The organism is Pseudoalteromonas spongiae UST010723-006, from assembly GCF_000238255.3.
GTDB classification, from domain to species: domain Bacteria; phylum Pseudomonadota; class Gammaproteobacteria; order Enterobacterales; family Alteromonadaceae; genus Pseudoalteromonas; species Pseudoalteromonas spongiae.
Window position 1 is genome coordinate 2963042 of the sequence record NZ_CP011039.1, and the last position, 24203, is coordinate 2987244.

The window sequence follows — 24203 nt, forward strand, 5'->3', positions numbered from 1 at the left end:
AATAGGTTTTCAGGGTCATCGATTGTTTTGACTAATTTTTATTCCATTATTCCAGTTTAGTGTGAGATCAATAAAAGTGCCCAATTTAAGCACTAAGGCACGCTGATGATTGTCATTTGTTATTCCATTCGAGTAAACTATGGGCGTTAATAATCATAGGATTGAAAATGAAACCACACGACGAGCAAACTGACTTTGGTTACAAATCTGTTGCACGAGAAGAAAAGCAGGGCCTAGTCGCCGATGTATTCCATTCTGTTGCAACTAAATATGATGTAATGAACGATTTAATGTCGTTTGGTATTCACCGTTTATGGAAACGCCACACAATTGCTTGCTCGGGCGCCCGCGCTGGCCAAACAATTCTTGACTTAGCCGGTGGCACAGGTGATTTAACGGCACGTTTTAGCGATATCGTTGGCCCTGAGGGGCAAGTAGTATTAGGCGATATTAACGACTCAATGCTTAAAGTCGGTCGCGAAAAACTACGTAATTTAGGTAAAGTAGGTAACATTGAATACGTACAAATGAACGCCGAAGCGTTACCATTCCCAGACAACACCTTTGACCTTATTACAATTGCGTTTGGCCTTCGCAACGTAACCGATAAAAGTAAAGCTCTGGCGTCAATGCAGCGTGTATTAAAGCCAGGTGGTCGTTTACTGGTGTTAGAGTTTTCAAAACCTATTCACCAACCACTGAGTAAAGCCTACGATTTCTACTCGTTTAACCTGTTACCGAATATGGGCAAGTTAGTTGCGAATGACGCTGAATCATATCGTTATTTAGCGGAATCAATTCGCATGCACCCAGATCAAGAAACGCTCAAGCAAATGATGGAAGATGTGGGTTTTGAAATGACTAGCTACGAAAACCTAACTGGTGGCATTGTGGCACTTCATAAAGGGTTTAAATTCTAAGCTTATGGTGTCGAGCCTAATTTCTGCCGCAATAGAACAACTGCTTAATCAACTAATCAAGCTTGATGGGCAGTTTGTCTCTGGGTTACATGCAGCTACGCGAAAACAGCTTACCATTGATGTTACCGATATTTCGTTGTTTATTACGCTGTTATTTGATGGTCAACGCTTTCATGCTTTACCAAAAGGCGATAGCCAAAGCGACTGCCTCATTCGCGCAGATTTAAGTACCTTGCTTGAACTCAAGCAACCAGAAAAAGTAACCCAACTAATTCGCAGCGGTAAACTCGACCTTGAAGGTGATTTAAATCTTGCCCAACAATATAGCAAGGCATTTAACGCGCTGAACATCGACTGGGCTGATAATTTGTCATCGTATTTAGGTGATGGCCCGGCATACACGCTAGTTAATGGCATTAAACACGCGGTTAGTAACGCAAAAAAACAAAGTGCGGTATCACAGACAACGTTTACCAGCTTACTGCAAGACGAGTTAAAAGTGTCTATTCACCCACTGGAAGCGCAATTATTTAAACAGCAGTGTCGCTCATTACAGCAAGGCTTAGCGCAATTAGAGCAGCGCGTAGATAAGCTTTGTAACGCAATTTAAGGGCTCAATTAGTGCATTTTTCACGTGCTTATAAAATTATTAAAACCTTTCTTAACTATGGTTTAGATGAACTAATTCCGGCACACCTGTTTCCTTGGTATGGCAAACTCGCGCGCAGTTGTTTTTTTTGGCTTGGCAATAAACATAAAGATAAAAGTGTCGGTCAGCGTTTGCGTTTAGCCCTTGAGTCATTGGGGCCTGTATGGGTTAAATTTGGCCAAATGCTATCAACTCGCCGTGATCTATTACCCCCTGATATCGCGAAAGAACTTAGTTTATTACAAGATAATGTCGCACCATTTGACGGCAACAAAGCTAAGCAGCTAATTGAACAAGCACTAGAACTCGATGATATTCATCAGCTATTTGAACAGTTTGAACAAACACCGCTAGCTTCCGCATCTATTGCACAAGTTCATACTGCACAACTAAAACACGCAGGCGAGCTACACGAAGTTGTGATTAAAGTTATTCGTCCTGACATTGAAGACGCTATTTACTCTGATCTCAAGCTAATGGCACAACTGGCCAAATTAGTTAGTCAATTTATGCCAGATGGCAAACGGTTACGCCCTGTCGAAGTCATTAACGAGTATCGCAAAACCCTGTTAGATGAACTCGACTTACAGCGTGAAGGTGCTAATGCAATTCAGCTTAAACGTAATTTTGAAGATTCAGATAGTCTTTATATTCCGTACGTTTATAGCGATTTAAGCCGCAAAAACGTGCTTGTTATGGAACGCATATATGGCATTCCGGTATCAGATCTTGAAGCACTAGAAGCACAAAACACCAACCTACAGCTGCTTGCCGAACGCGGTGTTGAAGTCTTCTTTACTCAGGTATTCCGCGACAGCTTTTTTCATGCTGATATGCACCCTGGTAATATTTTTGTATCGCGAGAGCACCCTGAAAACCCAATGTATATTGGTATAGACTGCGGTATCGTCGGTACGCTCAATAAAGAAGATAAACGCTATCTAGCGGAAAACTTTATTGCATTCTTTAACCGCGACTATCGCAAAGTTGCAGAGCTTCATGTTGATTCAGGTTGGGTGCCAGCCGATACAAATGTTGAAGAGTTTGAGTTTGCAATTCGCACAGTATGCGAACCTATATTCCAAAAACCACTAGCCGAAATATCATTTGGCCAAGTGCTGGTAAACCTGTTTAATACCGCTAGACGCTTTAATATGGAAGTACAGCCGCAGCTTGTGTTACTGCAAAAAACCTTACTTTATATTGAAGGGCTGGGCCGTCAGCTTTATCCGCAACTTGATCTTTGGAAAACCGCTAAACCATTCTTAGAAGAATGGGTAAAACAGCAAATTGGCCCGAAAGCGGTATTATCACAAATTAAAGAAAATCTGCCATTTTGGGGTGAAAAACTGCCTGAAATGCCAGATTTACTCTACAAAGCACTTAAACAACACTCTAATTCGAGTGCAAACGTCACAATACAACAATCTAATCGTGCTATAGTCTGGGCAATATTTGCCATGACATTCACATTAACTGGCACAGTATTTTTTGTTACTAACTTCATTATTCCTGCTGCTGCACTGTTTACGGCTGCAACAGTGAGCGCTTGGCGAGCTTTGCGACATTCAAGCAATCATTAGGTATAATTTAACCATCTACTGATTTGGAGAACATATTATGGGTATTGGTGGTATTAGCATTTGGCAGCTACTTATTATCTTGGCAATTATCGTATTACTGTTTGGTACTAAAAAACTGCGCGGTATTGGTAGTGATTTGGGTGGCGCTGTTAAAGGGTTTAAAAAAGCAGTTTCAGATGAAGACAAACAATCTGACGCAATTCAAAACAAAAGCGAAAGCGATAAAGTTACCGACAGCGAAAAAAAGCACGATAAGGTTTAAATAATGGGCTTTTGGGAGCTATTTGTTGTTTTAGTTGTAGGCCTAATTGTACTCGGCCCTGAACGCTTACCTACTGCGGTACGCTCAGTAGCGCGCTGGATAAAAACGGTCAAACAAATGGCAACAAATGTACAAGCTGAAATTAATGAAGAACTGCGCGTTCATGAATTGCACCAAAACTTAAAGAAAGCAGAACAACAAGGTATGGATAACCTGTCGCCAGAGCTAAAACGCTCGGTTACTGAACTTTCAGAAGCGGCGCAATCGGTAACTCACAGTTACAAAAATACCGAAAAAAATACAGAGCAAGCGCAGAACAGCAATAATGACCAACAACCAAAGTAACGCTGAACCAGCGCCAACCTTTATTAGTCACCTAGTAGAATTACGCAACCGACTAATGCGAGCACTCGCATCCATTTTGTTAATATTTTTAGCATTGGTTTATTTTGCTAATGATATTTATGAATTCGTTGCGACACCGCTTATTTCGCACTTACCCGAAAATGCGAGCATGATTGCAACCGATGTTACGGCGCCGTTTTTTGCGCCATTCAAACTCACATTATTCGCTGCGTTGTTTTTAGCCTTCCCGTTTATTTTGCATCAAATTTGGGGGTTTATTGCGCCCGGCTTGTATCAAAATGAAAAGCGCGCGCTAATTCCAGTTCTGGCAGCCTCAGTAATTTTATTTTATGGCGGCATTGCCTTTTGTTATTACCTTGTAATGCCAATTGTACTGGGATTCTTCACTGGCATTGGTCCTGAAGTAATGACCATTACACCCGATATCAGCAGTTATTTAAGCTTTGTCTTAAAGCTATTCTTCGCGTTTGGTATTGCGTTTGAAATTCCTGTCGCAATTATGCTGCTGTGTTGGAGCGGCGCGACAACTAAAGAAAAACTAAAAGAAAAGCGACCTTATGTTGTCGTTGGCGCATTTGTTATTGCGATGTTCTTAACGCCACCAGATGTTTTATCACAAACATTGTTGGCTATTCCCATGCTAGCCCTTTTTGAGTTAGGCTTATTGCTAGCAGGATTTTATCAAAAGAACACAGACCCTGAAGAGGCTAAAAACTAAAATGAAAAAGTTATCTATTGTTTTATTCTCACTACTTACTTTGCCGCTAAGTGCGCAAGAAATTAATACACAGGCATTAAAAGCATGTAGTTTTATCGAAAATGATTTTCAGCGCTTGCAGTGTTATGACCAAGTTGTTGCAGGAAAAGAGCTTACAGCAGCAAAAGCGAACAACAATAAAAAAGCTAAGCCTGACTCAAAACGTACATCAACTAACAACGAAAACCAGGCCAAACCGAAAAAAGACAACTTTGGCCTTGAACACAAAAAGCTTGATAAAGAAACAGATGAAATTACTTCGGTTGTGGTTAGCGTTAAGAAAAAACCACATGGCGAACTTATGGTGACGTTAGAGAATGGTCATGTTTGGCATCAAACAGGTACAGAATACTTCTCAGTTAAAGAAGGCGAGACTGTTATCATTTCTCGAGGTCTTTTTAATTCATTTACGATGAAAGTTGAGGGTAGAAACAGAGGCATTAAAGTAAAACGTAAATAGTCGTATGCGTTACTTTGATATCGGTGTAAACCTCAGCAGCGAGCAATTTGCCAAAGACAGAGCAGATGTAATTCGCCGTGCCCAATCGGCAGGCATTGAGGATATGCTACTAATTGGTTCAAACATTCATGATAGCCGCCAAGCTATTGCGCTCGCCCACACCTTTAATCTAACAGCCAGTGCGGGCATTCACCCGCATGATGCGAAAACAGCACAAGGCAATTATTGCGAAACCATCGCGTCACTGGCAAGTGATAACGCCGTAGTTGCAATTGGTGAGTGCGGCCTCGATTATAATCGAGACTTTTCACCACGCGACAAACAGCGCGAAGTATTTGCCGCGCAAGTAGCACTGGCAAATAAACTTAATAAACCGCTTTATATGCATCAGCGTGACGCGCACCAAGACTTTTTAGCAATAGTAAAAGAAGCTAAAGTGCCTGGCGTTGTGCATTGTTTTACTGACAGTGAGCAAGCTCTAGAGGCTTACTTAGAACTCGGTTTTTATATTGGCATCACGGGTTGGCTATGCGATGAACGCCGCGGAGATACGTTGCGTCAATTATTGCCACAAATTCCGCTCGACAAGCTGTTGTTTGAAACCGATGCACCGTATTTGTTACCACGCAATATTAAACCTAAGCCAAAATCTCGCCGCTGTGAACCAATGCATATTACACATGTTGTTGTCCAAGCCGCTGAGTTGTATGAGTTACCTGTAGAAGAAGTCGCTGATGCAGCATTTAACAATGCGCATAAACTCTTTGCTTTGGAAGTGAATGCATGCGACTGATCTTGTTTATTTGCCTGTTATTCTCATGTGCACTGCAAGCAAATACCTTAAATACTAAATTAAACGGATACACGCAGTTAGTATTTGACTACAGCCTAGTACCAAGTGACTCTCCTGAGAAAATCCCAGTAAATACCTGGCAACGTGTTGAATCAGGGCAAGTCAATCTTGGCTTGGGTAATTCACCTGTTTGGCTGAAATTTAAGATAAATAATAATACACAGATACAGCAAGAGCTCTTTTTGTTTAACGCATTTGTTCATATCGATAAGCTCACGTTATATCAAAAAGGCAACAACTTAGCGCAAACCCAGCTTACACTTGGTGATAGCATGCCGATTAAAACGCGCTATTTAAAAGATGCTGATCAGATATTTAAACTCAGCCTGTCACCAAATACACACTATGAATATTATATAAAAGCTGAAACAGCAGGTGTAATGAAGCTTAACTTATCGCTTTGGCAGCACGATAAGTACATTGAGAAGAAAGCCAAGTTCAACCTCATTATGGGGCTGATATTAGGAGTGATGTTTGCATCATCGCTGATTTTATCTGTGCTGTTTTTAATTACTAAAAAGCAAAGCTTTGCTCTTGCGGCAGTGTTTAATATTTGCGTTTGGTTTTTATTTGCGTGGTTACTCGGCTATGTTTATCGCTATATTTCTGACCAAAGCTTTTGGTTAATTCATACCATTGTTCCGGCGTTAACAATCTTTGTACTCGTCCCACTAAACATTCTTACCGAACGAATTTTAGGGCTACATAGCCTCGCTAAGCCACACGTTGCCTGTTTGCGCATTACGCTAGGGATCAGCTTAGCTTTAGTAGTTATAACACCTTTTTTAAGCTACACCATCGCGCTTACTGTAGCGGTTATTTTTGCGCTTATTCATGTACTTATTTTGTTACTGGTAACCGGCATTCGCGCGCAGAAAAAAGACACCAAGGCACAATTACTTGTAGTGTGCATTTTACCGCTGCTAATCACCCTTTTGTATAAAGGCGCATTGCTCTTTTCTTACAGCATCTACTTTAGCCAACTTATGGTAGTGTTTGGTGTAAGTTATCTGATTAGCTGTATAGCCCTAACCCTGATTGCAATTAGCCAATATATTCAACAGCGCGATATTAAAGTCAGTCAGCAACAAAAACGCCTTGCAGAAGCGGAAGCTAACGAAGCCATTCAGAGTGAAACAATTCGCTTACAAGAATTACACCAAGAAGAATTGGAAAGTAAAATACAACAGCGCACCTTTGAGCTAGAAGTGACCCTTAGAGAACTACAAGAAAAGAACCTTGAGCTCGAAGAACTAAATACACTTGATGCATTAACTGGGCTGCGTAATCGCCGTCATTTTGATAAGAAAATCACCATGGAGTTTCGTCGCTCTCGTCGTGAGCAAACACCTTTGGCTGTAGTGATGTTGGATATCGACCATTTCAAACCAATCAATGACGAATATGGTCATTTAGCGGGTGATGAAGCGATTAAGTATGTTGCAGCGAGTATCAAAGGGGCATTGCGTCGTCCATCGGATATCGCATGTCGCTATGGCGGTGAAGAGTTTGCCCTAATTTTACCAAATACCGATAGCCAAGGTGCTAAGTTAGTATCTGAAACCATTCGTCAAAATATTGCAAAACATGCGATAAAAACCAGCTCTGGTGATGTAAAACTGACTATTAGCGCCGGCATATTTAGCAAGACTGCGGATGCAAGCTTAGATCCAAATCAATATACCGACTGGGCAGATAAGGCACTCTATAGCGCCAAGCAGCAAGGTCGTAATCGTGTTTTTATTGCCGATTCAACCCAGTCACCCAAAGACCCCGAGGAGTTATAATGGCCCAATCAGGTTTAGATTTATTCCCATATTCACGCATGCGTCGTATGCGTAAAGACCCTTTTTCACGCAAATTAATGCAAGAAAACGTACTTACAACGGCCGATTTAATTTATCCAGTATTTGTATTAGAGGGTAAAAGTCGTCGTGAAAAAATTGATTCTATGCCAGGAATTGAACGCCTTTCGATAGATTTACTTATTGAAGAGGCAAAAGAACTTGCGGCACTTGGTGTACCTGCGATCGCAATCTTTCCAGTGACACCAGCAGATAAAAAATCACTTGAAGCAGAAGAAGCGTACAACCCTGAAGGTCTTGCACAGCGTACCGTTAAAGCACTCAAGCAAGCAGTGCCAGAAATGGGCGTCATTACTGATGTTGCACTCGACCCATTTACGGTACACGGTCAAGACGGCATTATTGATGAAGACGGTTACGTACTTAACGACATCACAACAGACATTCTAGTTAAGCAAGCACTATCTCACTCCGAGGCTGGAGCAGATGTTGTTGCCCCATCAGACATGATGGACGGCCGCATTGGTGCGATTCGTGAAGCATTAGAAGATGCCGGTTTTATCAACACGCGCATTATGGCTTATTCGGCAAAATATGCTTCGAGCTACTATGGTCCATTTAGAGATGCCGTCGGTTCTGCCGGTAATTTAAAAGGTGCTGACAAAAAGACCTATCAAATGGATCCTGCCAATTCAGACGAGGCGCTACGCGAAGTCGCATTAGATCTGCAAGAAGGTGCAGACATGGTGATGGTAAAACCTGGCATGCCTTACCTTGACGTGGTACGCCGCGTAAAAGATGAATTTGGCGTACCAACCTTTGCATACCAAGTAAGCGGTGAATACGCAATGCACATGGCGGCAATCGAAAATGGTTGGTTAGCCGAGAAACCAATCGTTATGGAGTCATTACTTGCTTTTAAACGCGCTGGCGCCGATGGTATTTTGACTTACTTCGCTAAAAAAGCTGCGATTTGGTTAAACGAGAAAGACTGAAATAAAACATGAAAAAAGAGCGCCAGCGCTCTTTTTTCATTCTAATGCAGTAATAGAATTGCACCATAGCAGAGTATCGCAAGTACAAGGCCTGCGCCTGCGCGCTGCAAGTAAACCAATTTCATTTCTCGCTTAATCCAATAAAAATACATAAACTGCAAAAAACAGGTTGCCGTTGCGCCAAAACAGGCAAATAGGCATAAATAAATCACTTGCAACATCACTGTCTCAGCTCAAAATAAAAATTTATATCTAATAACTATAATGGCTAATCGACACTAAACACAACGTTTTTAATTAAACCCCTTGTTTTTGCTTGCTTAAACCAAAATCAAAGTCGATATATAACTAAAAAGAATATAGCTAGATTTAAAGTTATTTTTTTCTTTCCATGCTCTTCTCTATGCTCCATGCTAAATCTTTGCCTGTAATGCAATCAGCCTGATAACACAGCGCAAAATTATCGCTTTCTTAGGGGACAACTCGTGGACTATTTTCCAATTTTTACCAAGCTTGAAAATAAGCCTGTATTAATTGTTGGTGGTGGTGATGTAGCGCATCGCAAATGCCAAGCTATGCTGCAAGCTAACGCCAGCATTACCCTTGTTGCACCCGAATTTTGCGCTGAATTAATCGCACTTAACAATGCCAATAAAGTAATTCTCATTCAGGATTACTTTTCAGAACAACATATTACCAACCAGAGCTTAGTGATTGCGGCGACAGATCTTGAATCCGTTAACAAAGCTGTATTTGATGCCGCAGAAGCAAAGAATATTTTCGTAAATGTGGTTGATGACCAACCTAAGTGCAGCTTTATTTTTCCATCAATTGTCGATCGCAGCCCTATTACGATTGCGATTTCGAGCGCAGGCAAAGCGCCGGTGCTTGCGCGTCGCTTACGTGAAAAGCTTGAAACCATAATTCCACAACATATCGGCCCATTGGCGCAGCTTGCAGGTAACTTTCGCGATAAAGTGAAAAGCCAACTAGATAGTTTTAGCAAACGTCGCATGTTTTGGGAAAAAGCATTTACTTCAGATGCCGTAGCACAAGTAGCTAAAGGTGATCTTGCTGCTGCAGAACAAACCTTTGAAAACATCTTAGCTGGTGACAACCAGTTAAGCGGCGAAGTGTTTGTGGTTGGTGCGGGCCCTGGTGATCCTGAGCTTTTAACGATTAAAGCACTGCAAGCAATGCAAACTGCAGATGTTATCGTATACGACTATTTAGTGTCTGACGAAATTATGGCACTGGTGCGTAAAGACGCAGAGCTGGTGTGTGTTGGTAAACGCTTAGGTAATCACAGCGTGCCGCAAGATGAAATCAACCAAATCTTGGTTGAGCTTGCTAAGCAAGGTAAAAAAGTATGCCGTTTAAAAGGCGGTGACCCGTTTATCTATGGTCGCGGCGGTGAAGAAGTACAAGAGCTGGCAAAGCACCATATTGCGTTTCAAATTGTACCAGGCATTACTGCCGCAGCAGGCTGCTCGGCATATGCGGGTATTCCGCTAACGCACCGCGATCATGCACAGGCAATTCAATTTGTCACAGGCCATTGTAAAAAAGATGGTCAAGAACTTGATTGGCAATCTCTGGCAAAAGCAAATCAAACTCTCGCTGTTTACATGGGTGTGATAAAATCGCCGCATATTCAAGCAAAATTGCTTGAATATGGGCGCGCACCCGAGACACCTGTTGCAATTATTGAAAATGGCACACGTAAAGAACAACGTGTTGTAACAGGTGAACTCAATGACTTGGCTGATTTAATCGCAAGAGAGCAAATTAAGTCACCAGCATTATTAATTATTGGTGAAGTTGCCAACCTAAGCAAAGAGCTTGCTTGGTTTGGTAATTCACAACAGCCACATTTGTCGAGCAGCCAGCTGCTCACCAATGCGGCATAAAGAATTTAGAATTAACTTTACGTTTTAGGACAAAATCATGGCATTAACCCATCTTCAGCAACTCGAAGCTGAAAGTATTCAAATTATCCGCGAGGTTGCGGCTGAGTTTGAAAACCCTGTGATGCTTTACTCAATTGGTAAAGACTCATCGGTGTTATTGCACTTAGCGCGCAAGGCTTTTTACCCAGGCAAAATTCCTTTTCCACTGCTGCATGTAGATACTGATTGGAAATTTCGCGAAATGATCGAGTTTCGTGACCGCTTAGCAAAAGAATACGATTTTGAACTAATTGTGCATAAAAACCCTGAAGGGATTGCTATGGGTGTTGGCCCATTTACCCATGGTTCATCTAAGCATACTGACATTATGAAGACTCAAGGCTTAAAGCAAGCGCTTGATAAGTATGGCTTTGATGCGGCATTTGGTGGTGCACGTCGTGATGAAGAAAAATCACGTGCAAAAGAGCGTGTATATTCGTTCCGTGATAAGAACCACCGCTGGGACCCGAAGAACCAACGTCCAGAGCTGTGGAGCAACTATAACGGCCAAGTAAACCCTGGTGAAAGCATTCGTGTATTCCCACTATCAAACTGGACTGAGCTTGATATTTGGCAGTATATCTATCAAGAAAACATCGAAATTGTGCCACTTTACTTATCGGACAAGCGCCCTGTTGTTGAACGCGATGGTTTACTTATCATGGTTGATGACGAACGCATGCCATTACGTGAAGGCGAAGAGCCAGAACTACGCTCTGTACGTTTCCGTACCTTAGGCTGTTACCCACTAACAGGTGCTGTTGAGTCTGAAGCAAATACCTTAACCGGCATCATTGAAGAAATGTTGTTATCAACATCATCTGAACGCGAGGGCCGTGCAATTGACCACGATTCGTCTGGTTCTATGGAAAAGAAAAAACGTGAGGGCTATTTCTAATGTCGACAGCAAATGAAGTAAGAGAATTAGGTATTGAGCAGTACCTATCACGTCAACAAGACAAAAGCTTATTACGTTTATTAACCTGCGGTAGCGTTGATGACGGTAAATCAACACTAATTGGCCGTTTGTTACACGATAGCCATCAAATTTATGAAGATCAGCTAGCAGCACTTCATAAAGATAACGAAAAAGTAGGTAATGCGGGTGAAGAACTAGACCTTGCACTGCTCGTCGATGGCCTGCAAGCAGAGCGCGAGCAAGGTATCACAATTGACGTTGCTTACCGTTATTTCTCAACCAATAAGCGCAAGTTTATTATTGCTGATACACCGGGACACGAACAGTACACGCGCAACATGGTAACAGGTGCATCTACGGCTGATTTAGCAATTATTCTGGTAGACGCCCGTTACGGTGTGCAAGTGCAAACTAAGCGTCATAGCTTTATTTGTGACTCATTAGGCATCAAGCAGTTTGTGGTTGCGATCAACAAAATGGATATCGTGGATTTTGATGAAGCCGTTTACAACAAAATTCAGCAAGACTATTTAGCGTTTGCTGAGCAACTTAATGTTGAAGACATTCGTTTTATTCCAATGTCTGCCTTAAAAGGTGATAACGTAGTTACACGCTCCGAAAAAACACCTTATTACACCGGCGCACCATTACTTGAGTTACTTGAAGACTCGCCTGCGGCAGCGGCTAATACCGAGTTTGAAGCGCGTTTACCAGTACAACTAGTTACACGCCCCAACCTCAATTTCCGAGGCTTCCAAGGCACTTTAGTAGCCGGTGCATTAACAGTAGGCGCAGCAGTTAAAGCACTACCTTCAGGTAAAGCTTCAACGGTAAAAGAAATCGTAACCTTTGATGGCAATTTAGAGCGCGCGGAAGCTGGACAAGCTATCACTTTAACACTTAACGATGAAATTGATATCAGTCGTGGTGATGTAATTGTACCAGCAAATAGTACGGCTAAAATTTCAAACCGTCTGCAAGCAAAATTAGTATGGATGCACGAAGCACCGTTAGTGTTAGGCAAAGAATACAATGTTAAGTTGGCAACCAAGAAAACAACTGCGAAAGTAGTTGCGATTGACCACACTATCGACGTAAACACCCTAGCACACGGTCAGGCAGACACCTTACAGCTGAACGAAATCGCGATTGTTACTATTGAAATCGATGAGCAAGTGCTCGCTGATGCCTATGTAGCAAACCGTGAAACAGGCTCATTTATCTTAATCGATCGTCTGTCAAACTTAACCGTTGCGGCTGGCATGATTGAACAAGTACTTGACAGTGCCGATGCACAACAAGCACCATCTAACTTCAGTGCCTTTGAAGTAGAGTTTAATGCGCTTGTGCGTAAACACTTCCCTCACTGGCAAGCAATTGATATTTCAAAGCTATAAGTATGTATCAACAAGTCAGCCTTAGTCTTATTATGATTGTTTTAGTCGCGTGTCTATTTGGCACGCGACTAAAGCCTGCGTGGGCTTTTGCTGGCGCGATTAGTGTAAGTTATTTAGCCGGTCTTATTGATTTAGAAGGCGTGCTTATTAACTTCACTAATCCTTCCTTAATCACACTCATATTGTTGATTTTGATAAGTATTGGCATCGAAAAAACGGCATTTGTTCGTAAACTGTCAACTTCCTTAGCAAAAGGAAGCTTATCAAAATCAGTAACAAAACTAGGTTTATCAACTGCCTTTTTATCTTCATTCACTAATAACACTGCTGTAGTTGCAAGCCTCATCTCTGCGGTGAAAGAAAATAAAACGCATGCACCATCCAAGTTGTTATTACCTTTGTCGTATACCGCGATTCTCGGGGGCACACTCACTTTAATTGGCACATCGACCAATCTCATTGTCAATGGTTTTGCTGTGGACGCTGGCATGGCACCGCTTGGCTTTTTTGACTTCACCTTGGTTGGTCTGGCGGTTTTAAGTGCCGGATTAATTGCAATTTTGCTGCTATTAAAGTTTTTACCCAATTATCAAGAAGCCGACGATGAAGTCACGCCGTTTTACCTCGAAGGCAAAGTAAAGGCGAGTTCTAAATTAATTGGCAAAACGGTTGAAGAGAACGGTTTACGTGAATTAAAAGATATTTTCTTAGCCGAGATTATACGTGGTGAAAAGCGTATTGCCGCAGTAACACCAAAACAAGTAATTAAAGCTGGCGATATTTTATTATTTTCTGGCGATTTAAAATCAGTGCCTTTATTAAAACAATTTGATGGTTTAGAGGTTATCCACGATAAACACGAAATGGCTGTTGAACACTTTGTTGAAGTAGTTATCAGTCACAGTAGTTCATTAGTAGGTCAAACGCTCAAAGATGCGAATTTTCGTAAAGAATTTAAAGCTGCGGTAGTCGCGATCCGTCGCGGCCATAGTCGGTTAGAAGGTAGCTTTGCCAATATTCAATTACAAGCTGGCGACAGCCTTATTTTAGCGCCGAGCAGCGATTTCCAATCAAACAAAAAACTTAAGCGCGAATTTGTTTATATCTCAGGCCTCGACTTGCAGAGTCACCTTGATGAAAAACAGTCTCACTGTGTATTCGCGGGTTTTATTGCAGTAATTGGCCTGAGTATTTTTGATGTTGTGCCACTTGTTAAAGGTTTAATCGTTTTACTAATTGCCTTTATGTTATGGGGTGTCGTCTCAGTCAGCGAGGTAAAGCGTCGATTTCCTCTGGAACTGTTTGTCATAGTTGGTAGCGCAATTGGCCTTGCTAAATTGATGATCGATACCGGTGTGGCAACGCAAATCTCGGAGTTTGTGTTAAGTCTAGTTGGTCAGTTTGGTCCCTACACCGCACTTGTGGTTATTTTCTTTTTGACCTTACTTTGTACAGAATTAATTACTAATAACGCGGCAGCTGCACTCTCATTCCCTATCGCCTATTCATTAGCGATTGGCTTTGGCGTCAGCCCTCTACCCTTTATTATGGCGGTAGCATTTGGTGCATCTGCCAGCTTTATTTCGCCATTTGGCTATCAAACCAACCTGATGGTGTATAGCGCAGGCAATTACCAGATAAAAGATTACATCAAAGTGGGTGTGCCCATGTCGTTAGTATATTCAATTACTGCGTTGATCTTTATACCTATTGTTTTTCCATTTTAATTAACGGATTGTAGAACCCATTATGAGTGACGAAAATATCGTTTGGCACAACTACCATGTTGAAAAATCAGCTCGCGTAGCGCAAAAAGGCCATAAGCCATGCATTTTATGGTTCACAGGTCTTTCAGGCTCAGGCAAAAGCACCGTTGCTAACGCCCTTGAAACGGCACTTCATGAAATGGGAGTACACACATATTTGCTCGATGGCGACAATGTGCGTCATGGTCTTTGTGGTGATTTAGGATTTAGCGATGAAGATCGCCAAGAAAACATTCGCCGCGTGGGTGAAGTTGCTAAGTTAATGGTCGATGCAGGGCTTGTAGTACTGAGTGCGTTTATCTCACCATTTCAGGCCGAACGCAAAATGGTACGTGAGCTAGTAGATGACGGTGAGTTTATTGAAGTATTCCTAGATACCCCGTTAGCAGTGTGTGAAACGCGTGATCCGAAAGGTCTATACAAAAAAGCGCGTGCAGGTGAGATTAAAAACTTCACCGGTATCGATTCAACCTATGAAGCATCACAATCACCTGAAATATCACTGGATACAGGCGCAAATACAGTTGCTGATTCAGTTAACCAAATCATTGCTGCTTTGAAGCAACGCCAAATCATCTAAGTTACTTTTTCTCGACTTGTTGTAGCAAGTCGAGAAACTTCTTCTCTACAAAGTCTTTTTCTTTTACTAGATGTGTTAATCGCTCTTCTGCTTGCAGTAATTTTTGCTGTAATTTTTTCGCTTCACCTGCATCAGTATTATCCGCACCTTGCGCCATTAATTGCTGAATAACTTGATCTTGCTCGGCCATTTGCTTTTTGTATTGCTGTAGCGCTCTTTTTAAATTGTTGTTTTCGTCACTACTAGAAGTTGTGGAGGCGTTTGATGTTAATTGCACATATTCTCGTTCTAACTGTTCAAACTGCTCGCTAATTTTTTTGTTTTCCTTGGTTAAACGCTCAACTGTGTCGTATTGAGAGTAAAGTTTTTCACGGGTAATTCTGAGTTTTTTCACACTGGAGTCTAAATCACCTTTCAGCTTATGAATTAATTTATGGGCTTTTTTTAAACGCGCATTCAAATCATCCATAGACGCCTTTTCTTCTTTGCTTATATGATCAGACGTGGAAGCTTTGATATTGGCAAGTTGACTCTCAAGCCCTTGTTGCACTCGAATTAACGCATCGAGTGTATCACGGTTTTCTGCGCTGTAATTAAGCGCCATCTCGATTGAATCTTGATATTCTGCGATCAATTTATCGTCAATATGCGAGCCATTGCCACCCGCTTGATAGGCGAATTTTCTAAACTCTCGAAGGATCAACCATAAAATAACAAACCAACCCAAAAGAATAAGCAAACCTAGGTCGAGTGCTAATATTTCCAAAACTTTGAATGAGGTTAAACCTGGGATATTCATAACTTCTCCAGTAAGACAGTGAGTTAAGTATAGTCTTGATTATTTTTTGCGACTATACTGAATAAATTATCTACAACTACAGATGTTAATTTTGAGAATACTTGTTGTAGACGATAGCAAAGCGACCCTTGAAATTGTAAGACGCTCGCTTGAAGGTTTTGGTTATCGTCACCTTTCAATAAAAAAAACAAATAATCCGATTGATGCCCTTTCCATCATTGGGCAGTGGCAACCTCATATTTTACTGACTGATTGGAATATGCCCGAGCTCAGCGGAATTGCTTTAATTAAGGCGATTCGTAAAAAGCAGCTAAAAACGCAAATCGGTATGATCACTACCATCGACGATGCAAAGCAACTCGAACAAGCGCAAAAGGCGGGGGCTGACTTTGTACTCAGCAAACCATTTGATGACCAGGAGCTTTACGAAAAACTATTGCCTTTGGTGCAAGGCGCGGAGCAAAGCGAAATTATACTCGACGAGATAGAAGAGCTCTCAGAGGGATTGGCACTGCCTAATCTAGCTCAACTCGAAAAAAGCTTAGTAAAGCTCACCTCAAACGAGCTAACAATTAACACTATCAAAGCACAAGTATTTGATGAATCTAAGCTGCCCTGTATTATGGCGGTGTTTGAAGACTGTGAAACACAAAAAATACGTTCCGTGACATTACTCGATATTTATGCCGCGTGTACCTTGGCAAAAAGCAACCCAAACGTAACAAATGGACATATTCAACGCGTTATTAAAACCAAACGCCCAAGTAAGTATGTGATGGAAACCAGTCAACAGATACTGCAAAAGGTCGCTGTGGCATTTCTTGATCACCAAAGCCGAAAAAGTTTACGCTTAAAAAATACTAACTTTATCGACCAATCCTTTCCCAAATTAGAAAATCTCTACAAGACGCCCGCTAATAGGCGGCTTGATATCTCGATACAAATTCCCCCTTTGGCTCAGGGGCGAGTCACTATCATAGGCTTCTAAACCGCTAGAAAAACAAAAAGGGCGCCGTAAGGCGCCCTTCTACATATCGAATCAGCGGATTAGAACATCCAAGATGTTGGATTCTCGATTGGCTCGTTTTTGTCCAGCGCTTTAAGCCCTTTAACACAACGTACAATTAGCCATACAAGATAAAATAGAATGATTGCGAAACCGATTACAACAACAGAAAGAATTGTTCCAATCACAACATACAATAAACCAATCCAGAACGTACGGATTTGATACTGATAATGTGTTTGAAGCCATTCTGGTGCATCTTTTTTATTAACATATGCCATGATCACGCCGATCAAACCTGTAATACCTAAAATAATGCTCGCTAGGTAAAGTACATAGTTAATCTTAGCGCCATTTTTTGCCGACGCATCTTGCTTTTCGTTAGTTTCAACTACCTGGTCAGTCACCTTTTATCTCCTTATGATGAACTTATTTGTTGCCAGAATGCTTAATTTACAAGCATCTGAAATTATTGCAATAAGAGAATCACTGGGCGGAGCTGTTAAGATAAAAAACTATCTGAAAAACAGTAAACTATAAATCTACTACTTACTTGTATCGATATACAGACAACACATAATTTAGCTTTGTTGCACTGTACATGCGTGGCGTTATTGCAACAACTAAAGGCAGCAATACAGCCTGCCTTAGTTGTAACTTAATTCAAGCTTGCCTTGATAGTACTCACATCAGACAAATTTAGTTATTAAATCAACAGCGCGTATTGGCCGAAATGCTCTTTTTTATGCTTGTTCTCGCTATACATGTGTAACAAATTATTTGTTATGACCCAGCACTAAAAAATTAACCTTTTTGCTCCTTTTTACATTTTTAACTAAATAACCTAAGACAGTCGGATTGATTTAAATGGCGAACGGAATTTAATTGCAAAATAAGCAACAATGTAGATGTGAATACCTATATTTTACTATGCAACTTGTTAATCGATTACTTTTTAAACAGAAAATTCCTACATACTTGGTTACAGCACATCATAGTTTTCAAACACTCTTATGAAAATTTTAAGTTACCTTTTCAGTGCACTTTACCCAATGCCACATTAAAGGACACGAAAATGAAAACACTATTAATCACAGCAGGAATCGCACTACTCTCATTAACTAGCGCGCCATCTTCAGCACATAACAAGCAAGTAGTTACAACAAACTCTTCAGCAGATTCAAGCCTTTGCGCTGCAATTATTAAAGATAAACCAGTGGTTATTACAAAACGCTTAAAGCAAGCGAGATTACGTAAACATCAAGCTAAAGAGGTGCTATTTTGTAATGGCCTTTCTCTTTCTGAGTTTGCACAAAAGCACAATTCATACAAAGCAATTGCGCACTTAAGACTTGAGCCAAGCCAAGAACAACTTGCAAACAACAACATTGTAAAATAAATGTTAAAAAGCTTCTTGCTTTTGTAAAGCAACATAACTAATCTTAGTTATGACATCCCAATCCAATAACTAAAAGGCGAGCAATTAATGTTTGCCTTTTGCTTTTTTAGCCACCGTTAAGATAGCATAGCTAAATACAGCTTACAGAAATCTTGATATGCTTGATTTAAATACCCTTTACATTGTTAGTGGCGTTGTTTTATTACTCTCGTGGTTTATTAGTTTTCAAGTTTGGCGAGAAAATAAAAGCGTCGATGGGGCGTTTACCAATCTGCTTTTACCGAGCTTAATGTTACTAGCTCTGTTTAGTTACTCTCTTTATTTATATCGCGTTATCGATATAAAAGCGGGTATTGCAAGTTTAATCATTCTGAGCTGCTCGATATTAAGTATTCATTGCCTACAGCGTTTTTTTGCGATTAACAGTATCGCTATAAAGCTATTTAACCTGGTGACTGTCTGCTGCATCATCATGTTTTCTTGGTATACCTATGGCGAATCAAATGCACACAATAGATTACTAATATTTAACCTTCAGCGGTTTCTTGAAGGCGTTATGATCCTATGGATTATGTTCACAATGGATACGTCAAATCACCGCTTCTCTAAACATATCTATTTATGCCACGCGCTTATTTTCATAACCGTATACCCAATTCGTACTTACTATCTTATGCCGCTAGGCACACCCGAATTATTTAAACATGAATGGTTTGCGATAGGTGCTATGGTTACGGGCATTGTCAGCCCATTACTTTACGCACTAGGTATGGCCTATTTATGCAGTGAACGAAAAGCTCTTCACTTTTCAGTCCTAAAAGATAAAGCCCAGCAAGATGCGGAGCTACGTGGTTTATTCTTAAGTACCATGAGCCATGAAATAAGAACCCCACTTAACGGCATTATGGGTAGTGCTCAATTAATTTTAAACCAATCACCTAGCGCCAAAGTGAAGCCTTACTGTGAAGCAATCATCAATTCATCAGAATCACTCAACTTACTAATTGGCAAAGTACTTGATTACGCACGTTTAGAACAAAATGCTGAAACAGGAACAGAGGAAGACATAGAGCTAACACCTTGGTTAGAAAACTTATGCTTGTTATATCGCCCTCTCGCCCAACAAAAACGCATAGATTTCAAACTAAACAATAACTTGCCGAAAAAAGCGTGCTATTACTTTGACCAACAAAGCGTGCGCCAAGTACTGATTAATTTACTGGGAAATGCCATTAAATTTACCGACACAGGCCAAGTTACACTGTCGGTTGAAGTTCTTTCTAAAGCGCCTCTAGAGCATATTGTAAGATTTACCGTAACAGATTCAGGCCCAGGCATTGCGGCATCAGAAATTGAACAATTAAAAGAACCTTATGTTCAAAGTGATGCTGGAAAAATAAAAGGTGGAACTGGCTTAGGGTTAGCAATAAGTGAGCGGTTACTTAACAAAATGCAGAGCGAGCTCAATATTGAAAGTACACTCGATTTAGGTAGCCGTTTTAGTTTTGATATTCGCTTTAGTCTTGGAGAGCTAAGCCTTGTTGAACAAACCAAAGAAAAAGCCGATACACTAACTGGATTATCTGTATTACTAGTTGAAGATCTTCCATTAAATCAAAAGCTCGCAATTGAGTTTATGGCGATGGATCAACACCAAGTCACACTGGCAAGTTCCGGCGAAGAAGCGATTCAAATACTACAAAAACAGGCATTTGACCTAGTGTTACTCGATATGAATTTACCTGATTTCTCAGGTCAGGAGGTTGTAAAGAAACTAAACGACATTGACCATATCAATTCTCACACGCCAATTTTAGCGTTTACCGCAAGCTTAAGCCCGGACGAGGTAAAAGAGTATTTAACGCTCGGCATCAAAGATATTGTCGGCAAGCCAATTAAACTCGAAAAGCTGCGCCAAGCCATTTTTAACTCGCAACAACAGTCTTTTTCGCAAACCAGCCAGAATGTCGAAGACATATTATTTGATGCAAGCGCAGCACAAAGCCTGAGTGCATCTTTTGCGCAAGAAGAGTTTAATGCCATTTACGATGAATTTATTATGTCGCTACGCGACAAACTGGCACGCTGCGAAACAGGTTTTGAAAAACAAACTGATGAAACAATTCGCACCTTACATCGCTTAGCCAGTACCGCATTACAACTAGGCTTTAACCGTTTCGGATTGGCACTAAAACAAAGTGAACGAGACTTACTAAATAACAAGTTAGTATTTGATAACGAATATTTAAAACAACTTTGGCAGCAAAGCTTAACAAGTTATTTAAAGTATGCACGCGAGCAACTATAAACAGCAAAATCATTTAAATTCAAAGAATTAAAATGGCTTAAATATAAAATAGATATAAAAACGAGCAAGAAAGAGTTGCGTGTTCGCCACGGCTTCGCCACGCTAGGCATCGACTAATAATCATATAAGAAAATGTTATGACTCAATCTTGGTTTGCTGTTTCTGCACTTATCAGCATCGCCTTTTCAGGCGCACTCAGTGCGTCCACGCTATACAACGATGGCCCATATCTGTTTTATAACAATAATAAAATTGAACGCATTGATATCGTTGCCAATAAAAAAACGGTGTCAGAGTACAATGGCCCACTCACAATAACGCCAACCTTCAACGCAAATCGCATCGACAACTTTCAGAGCGTCGAAAAGATTGCGGCAATCAGTGATATCCATGGGCAGTTTGATATTTTCAAAACCTTATTAGTGAATAACAAGGTTATCGATCAATCTCTAAATTGGTCTTTCGGTAAAGGGCATTTGGTGATTACCGGTGATATTTTTGACCGTGGCGACACAGTTACTGAAGCGCTGTGGTTAGTTTATAAATTAGAACAACAGGCATTAGCGGCGGGCGGAAAGCTTCATTACCTGCTAGGTAATCACGAATACATGGTACTACGTGATGATCAACGATATTTGCACCCGAAATATGTGCATTCAGTATCGCACTTTAATAACGACTTACGTCAGCAATACAGTAACAACAGCGTATTAGGCCGCTGGCTGCGCAGCAAGTCGACGATCATTAATATCAATGGTTTTATTTTTCTACACGGCGGCATTCACCAAGACTTCTTAGACCTTAAACTGAGCTTAGAGCAAGCTAATAGTGAGTTTCGTAAAACTATTGGTTTAGGCAAAAAAGCGTTAAAAGAAAACCCAACGTGGCTAACACTACATGGCAGTAACGGCCCTATTTGGTACCGCGGCTACTTTAGAGATGACACGCTCAACGCTACACAAGTCGATGCCGTTTTATCACAACTTAATGCTAAAAAGGTTATTGTAGGTCATACCTCAATGCCAACCATTGAAACACGCTTTGACAGCAAAATCATCGCGATTGATAGCTCAATCAAGCGAGGAGAAAAAGGCGAAATATTACTTTGGCAAAATGGCGAATTCAAACGTGGTTTAATGTCGGGCGAGCAAAAGCCATTGCAATAAGCTTGCGCGAATCTATAAATATGGCAAGATGTTAAGTCATCCCAAGCCTTAAGGCTTTTTATTTGAGTTCAGGTATTTACAAACATACTCAAGTGTTAAGAGTGGCAAAATGAATTTAGCGAACACCAACAAAACAAAAAAATGGCTCACACTATCCAGCACTTTGTTGCTAGCGCTAAATTCATCATTTTTAACAGCCAGTGAGGACAATGACTTATTTAGCCTCTCATTAGAACAACTGCTCAATGTCGAGGTCTCTTCTGCGTCTCTAACAAAAGAGACACTGAGTGAGGCGCCTGTTCCGGTCACCGTAATTACCGCAAATATGATTTCGCAATCAGGTGCTCGCAACATTAAAGATTTGCTCGTCACCTATGTACCAAACATCACCCATGTTGAAGATCAAAATGAACCTAACATTGCAGCTCGCGGGGTATTTACGTCTTCACAACAAAAAATATTATTCTTGATTGATGGCCACAGGCTAAACAGCCGAAGCTACTCAATGGCATCACCCGACTACGCCATTAGCCTCGACAAAATAAAACAAATAGAAGTGCTAAGAGGGCCGTCGAGTTCAATTTATGGCAATGTGGCACTCACAGCCACCGTTAATATCATTTTAAAATCAGCTACAGAGCTCGAAAACTCCAAACTAGCTGTAACTGTCGGGAATCAAGGGCATAAACAAGCCAGTGTAACCTATGATAAACAAGGTGATAGCTGGGATTTACTGGCATGGGCACAAGTGTTTTCTGCAGAAGGTGAAACACACGCAATCTCCCCACAAGACAATTACTCACCCAACCCGATTGTTGATGCAGAAGCGAACCTAGGAGCTTATCAAGACATCAATACATATGATATTGGCGCTAAACTTAACTACCAAGATTGGCGCATTTTCGCCAACACTAGACGCTCACATTATGTTGAACCCTTTACAACGGGCGGCCTTAGTGGCGAAGGTTATGTGTATGACAAAATCCGTAAATACCAAGGTACGGGACCAGGCTTTAGTTACACCGCATCACACTTCAATGTAAATCACAGCGATACTTTATTTGATTGGCAGTGGCATCAAGAGCTTTATTTTGATCAAAATGAAGTAGATACGGTTGTGGTAACACAGCCAACAACCAATAATGCCCTTCGCGTTTATTGGCAGGAACGCTCTTCAGGGCTACTAACTCACCTCAGTAAACGTATTGGTAAATGGGATTATTTGGTCGGTTTACAGCTAGATCATATGAAAGTAACCGATTCTGATTTCAAAGCATCGCTAAATGGTGAAGATTACCTTCCGGCTGATCAGCAAACACCACTGTTAAAAGAAAGCAGCGAATCGATTTATTCAGTATTTGCACAAGTTAAATACAGATTGTCAGAACGTTGGCTGGCAAACGCAGGTGCAAGGTACGATCAAAAAAATCGGATTGGCAGCGATAATATTGACGATTTTAGCCCACGTTTGGCGATTATTTACCAAGGGGAAAACGGCTATAATTTTAAAGCGTCTTATGCCACTTCGTTTGTCGACGCAACCTATTGGAACCGCTTTAGTACATTAAGCTCATTTCGTGGCGCGCAAACACTTAAACCCGAAAAGCTCGCCTCATTACAACTAACACCTAGCATAAAGCTACCTGAACATCAGTTTTATGGCGCCGTTAATGTATTTTACAATCAGCTCGATGACTTTATCTTTCGCGATAATTACGCTGGTGCAAATGAGCCTAATTATTCTAATGCCGGTGACTTAACCACTTGGGGTGTAGAGTTAGAATCTCGTATTACCAAGCGTAATATTACATGGCATGCCACTTTGGGTTATCAAGCGGTTATTGACTCTGAACGCTTTGCCACGAGCGGTGATGATATTAATAATGTACCTAGCATCACGGCAAACTTAGTTACCAGCTGGCCAATTTTTGAAGATGCAAATGCAAGCCTCACTGTGCGCTACATTGGTGAGCAAACATCACCCATTCATATTATTTCGAATGGCCAAGAAATTAGCGATCCTTATCCAAATCAAGGTGCTAATTTTAATGCGCCTAATTATAAAGTCGATGACGTTATATTACTCAACGCAGCCCTTGATTATCAGTTAAGTAACAGCTTAAACCTAGCATTAACTGCGCATAACTTACTGGATGCCGAGTATCAGCAAGGGGGCACAACATTACACCCATACCCACAGGCAGGACGCAATGTTCGGGCAACATTGAGTTATGAGTTTTAGCTCACCAAAATTTAGATGATAG

Annotated in this window: 22 protein-coding genes; 20 read left to right on the forward strand and 2 right to left on the reverse strand. The window is 41.0% G+C overall.

All coding sequences use genetic code 11. The features are described 5' to 3' along the window. The first annotated feature begins 167 nt into the window (after window positions 1-167). The 15 genes from ubiE (at window position 168) to cysC (ending at window position 15261) form a co-directional block, all read left to right on the forward strand. Window positions 168-920, forward strand: coding sequence for a bifunctional demethylmenaquinone methyltransferase/2-methoxy-6-polyprenyl-1,4-benzoquinol methylase UbiE (ubiE, locus tag PSPO_RS13625; protein ID WP_010561484.1), 753 nt, complete (start codon window positions 168-170; stop codon window positions 918-920). Window positions 921-927: 7 nt separating this feature from the next. After that, window positions 928-1530, forward strand: a complete 603-nt coding sequence (locus tag PSPO_RS13630) for a ubiquinone biosynthesis accessory factor UbiJ (RefSeq protein WP_158523451.1) — start codon at window positions 928-930, stop codon at window positions 1528-1530. Window positions 1531-1541: 11 nt separating this feature from the next. Next, window positions 1542-3152: a ubiquinone biosynthesis regulatory protein kinase UbiB gene (ubiB, locus tag PSPO_RS13635; RefSeq protein ID WP_010561482.1), complete on the forward strand. Its 1611-nt coding sequence runs from the start codon at window positions 1542-1544 to the stop codon at window positions 3150-3152. Between the two features lie 37 nt (window positions 3153-3189). Next, window positions 3190-3414 (forward strand): Sec-independent protein translocase subunit TatA, encoded by a 225-nt coding sequence (tatA, locus tag PSPO_RS13640; RefSeq protein WP_010561481.1) that lies wholly within the window; start codon window positions 3190-3192, stop codon window positions 3412-3414. A 3-nt stretch (window positions 3415-3417) separates the two neighbouring features. Further along, window positions 3418-3759: a Sec-independent protein translocase protein TatB gene (gene tatB, locus PSPO_RS13645; RefSeq protein ID WP_010561480.1), complete on the forward strand. Its 342-nt coding sequence runs from the start codon at window positions 3418-3420 to the stop codon at window positions 3757-3759. Continuing rightward, window positions 3740-4498 carry a twin-arginine translocase subunit TatC gene (gene tatC / locus PSPO_RS13650; RefSeq protein WP_010561479.1) on the forward strand — a complete coding sequence of 253 codons (759 nt, stop codon included), beginning with the start codon at window positions 3740-3742 and terminating at the stop codon, window positions 4496-4498. The genes tatB and tatC overlap by 20 nt, the downstream gene beginning before the upstream one ends. 1 nt (window position 4499) lies before the next feature. Beyond that, window positions 4500-4997, forward strand: coding sequence for a type VI secretion system-associated protein TagO (locus tag PSPO_RS13655; RefSeq protein WP_010561478.1), 498 nt, complete (start codon window positions 4500-4502; stop codon window positions 4995-4997). A gap of 4 nt (window positions 4998-5001) precedes the next feature. Then, the gene (locus PSPO_RS13660) at window positions 5002-5790 is read left to right on the forward strand and encodes a TatD family hydrolase (RefSeq protein ID WP_010561477.1); all 789 of its coding nucleotides are present in this window, start codon (window positions 5002-5004) and stop codon (window positions 5788-5790) included. Next, window positions 5781-7637, forward strand: a complete 1857-nt coding sequence (locus tag PSPO_RS13665) for a sensor domain-containing diguanylate cyclase (protein WP_010561476.1) — start codon at window positions 5781-5783, stop codon at window positions 7635-7637. Before PSPO_RS13660 ends, PSPO_RS13665 begins: the two co-directional genes overlap by 10 nt. Then, entirely contained in the window at window positions 7637-8650 is a 1014-nt protein-coding gene (gene hemB / locus PSPO_RS13670) for a porphobilinogen synthase (RefSeq protein ID WP_010561475.1), read from the forward strand. Before PSPO_RS13665 ends, hemB begins: the two co-directional genes overlap by 1 nt. A 485-nt stretch (window positions 8651-9135) precedes the next feature. Next, on the forward strand, window positions 9136-10560 hold the full coding sequence (cysG, locus tag PSPO_RS13680) for a siroheme synthase CysG (RefSeq protein WP_010561474.1): 1425 nt from the start codon (window positions 9136-9138) through the stop codon (window positions 10558-10560). A 37-nt stretch (window positions 10561-10597) separates the two neighbouring features. Continuing rightward, complete coding sequence (cysD, locus tag PSPO_RS13685; protein WP_010561473.1) at window positions 10598-11497, forward strand: sulfate adenylyltransferase subunit CysD; 900 nt, start codon at window positions 10598-10600, stop codon at window positions 11495-11497. Beyond that, window positions 11497-12915, forward strand: coding sequence for a sulfate adenylyltransferase subunit CysN (gene cysN, locus PSPO_RS13690; RefSeq protein WP_010561472.1), 1419 nt, complete (start codon window positions 11497-11499; stop codon window positions 12913-12915). The genes cysD and cysN overlap by 1 nt, the downstream gene beginning before the upstream one ends. A 2-nt stretch (window positions 12916-12917) precedes the next feature. Beyond that, window positions 12918-14642 (forward strand): SLC13 family permease, encoded by a 1725-nt coding sequence (locus PSPO_RS13695; RefSeq protein WP_010561471.1) that lies wholly within the window; start codon window positions 12918-12920, stop codon window positions 14640-14642. A gap of 22 nt (window positions 14643-14664) precedes the next feature. Beyond that, complete coding sequence (gene cysC / locus PSPO_RS13700; protein ID WP_010561470.1) at window positions 14665-15261, forward strand: adenylyl-sulfate kinase; 597 nt, start codon at window positions 14665-14667, stop codon at window positions 15259-15261. Window position 15262: 1 nt separating this feature from the next. Here the strand turns inward: cysC and PSPO_RS13705 are convergent, their stop codons facing one another. Continuing rightward, window positions 15263-16060, reverse strand: coding sequence for a hypothetical protein (locus PSPO_RS13705; protein ID WP_010561469.1), 798 nt, complete (start codon window positions 16058-16060; stop codon window positions 15263-15265). Between the two features lie 82 nt (window positions 16061-16142). On the opposite strand from PSPO_RS13705, the gene PSPO_RS13710 reads away from it, so the two are divergent. Further along, window positions 16143-17048 (forward strand): response regulator, encoded by a 906-nt coding sequence (locus PSPO_RS13710; protein WP_010561468.1) that lies wholly within the window; start codon window positions 16143-16145, stop codon window positions 17046-17048. Between the two features lie 59 nt (window positions 17049-17107). Here PSPO_RS13710 and PSPO_RS13715 read toward each other — a convergent pair whose 3' ends face one another. Continuing rightward, entirely contained in the window at window positions 17108-17473 is a 366-nt protein-coding gene (locus PSPO_RS13715) for a DUF4870 family protein (protein ID WP_010561467.1), read from the reverse strand. A 668-nt stretch (window positions 17474-18141) separates the two neighbouring features. On the opposite strand from PSPO_RS13715, the gene PSPO_RS13720 reads away from it, so the two are divergent. The 4 genes from PSPO_RS13720 (at window position 18142) to PSPO_RS13735 (ending at window position 24181) form a co-directional block, all read left to right on the forward strand. Beyond that, the gene (locus PSPO_RS13720) at window positions 18142-18465 is read left to right on the forward strand and encodes a DUF3718 domain-containing protein (RefSeq protein ID WP_010561466.1); all 324 of its coding nucleotides are present in this window, start codon (window positions 18142-18144) and stop codon (window positions 18463-18465) included. Window positions 18466-18622: 157 nt separating this feature from the next. Continuing rightward, window positions 18623-20773 (forward strand): response regulator, encoded by a 2151-nt coding sequence (locus tag PSPO_RS13725; RefSeq protein ID WP_010561465.1) that lies wholly within the window; start codon window positions 18623-18625, stop codon window positions 20771-20773. Window positions 20774-20910: 137 nt separating this feature from the next. Beyond that, on the forward strand, window positions 20911-21939 hold the full coding sequence (locus PSPO_RS13730; RefSeq protein ID WP_010561464.1) for a metallophosphoesterase: 1029 nt from the start codon (window positions 20911-20913) through the stop codon (window positions 21937-21939). 109 nt (window positions 21940-22048) lie between these two features. Beyond that, the gene (locus tag PSPO_RS13735) at window positions 22049-24181 is read left to right on the forward strand and encodes a TonB-dependent receptor plug domain-containing protein (protein ID WP_010561463.1); all 2133 of its coding nucleotides are present in this window, start codon (window positions 22049-22051) and stop codon (window positions 24179-24181) included. Window positions 24182-24203: the final 22 nt, after the last annotated feature.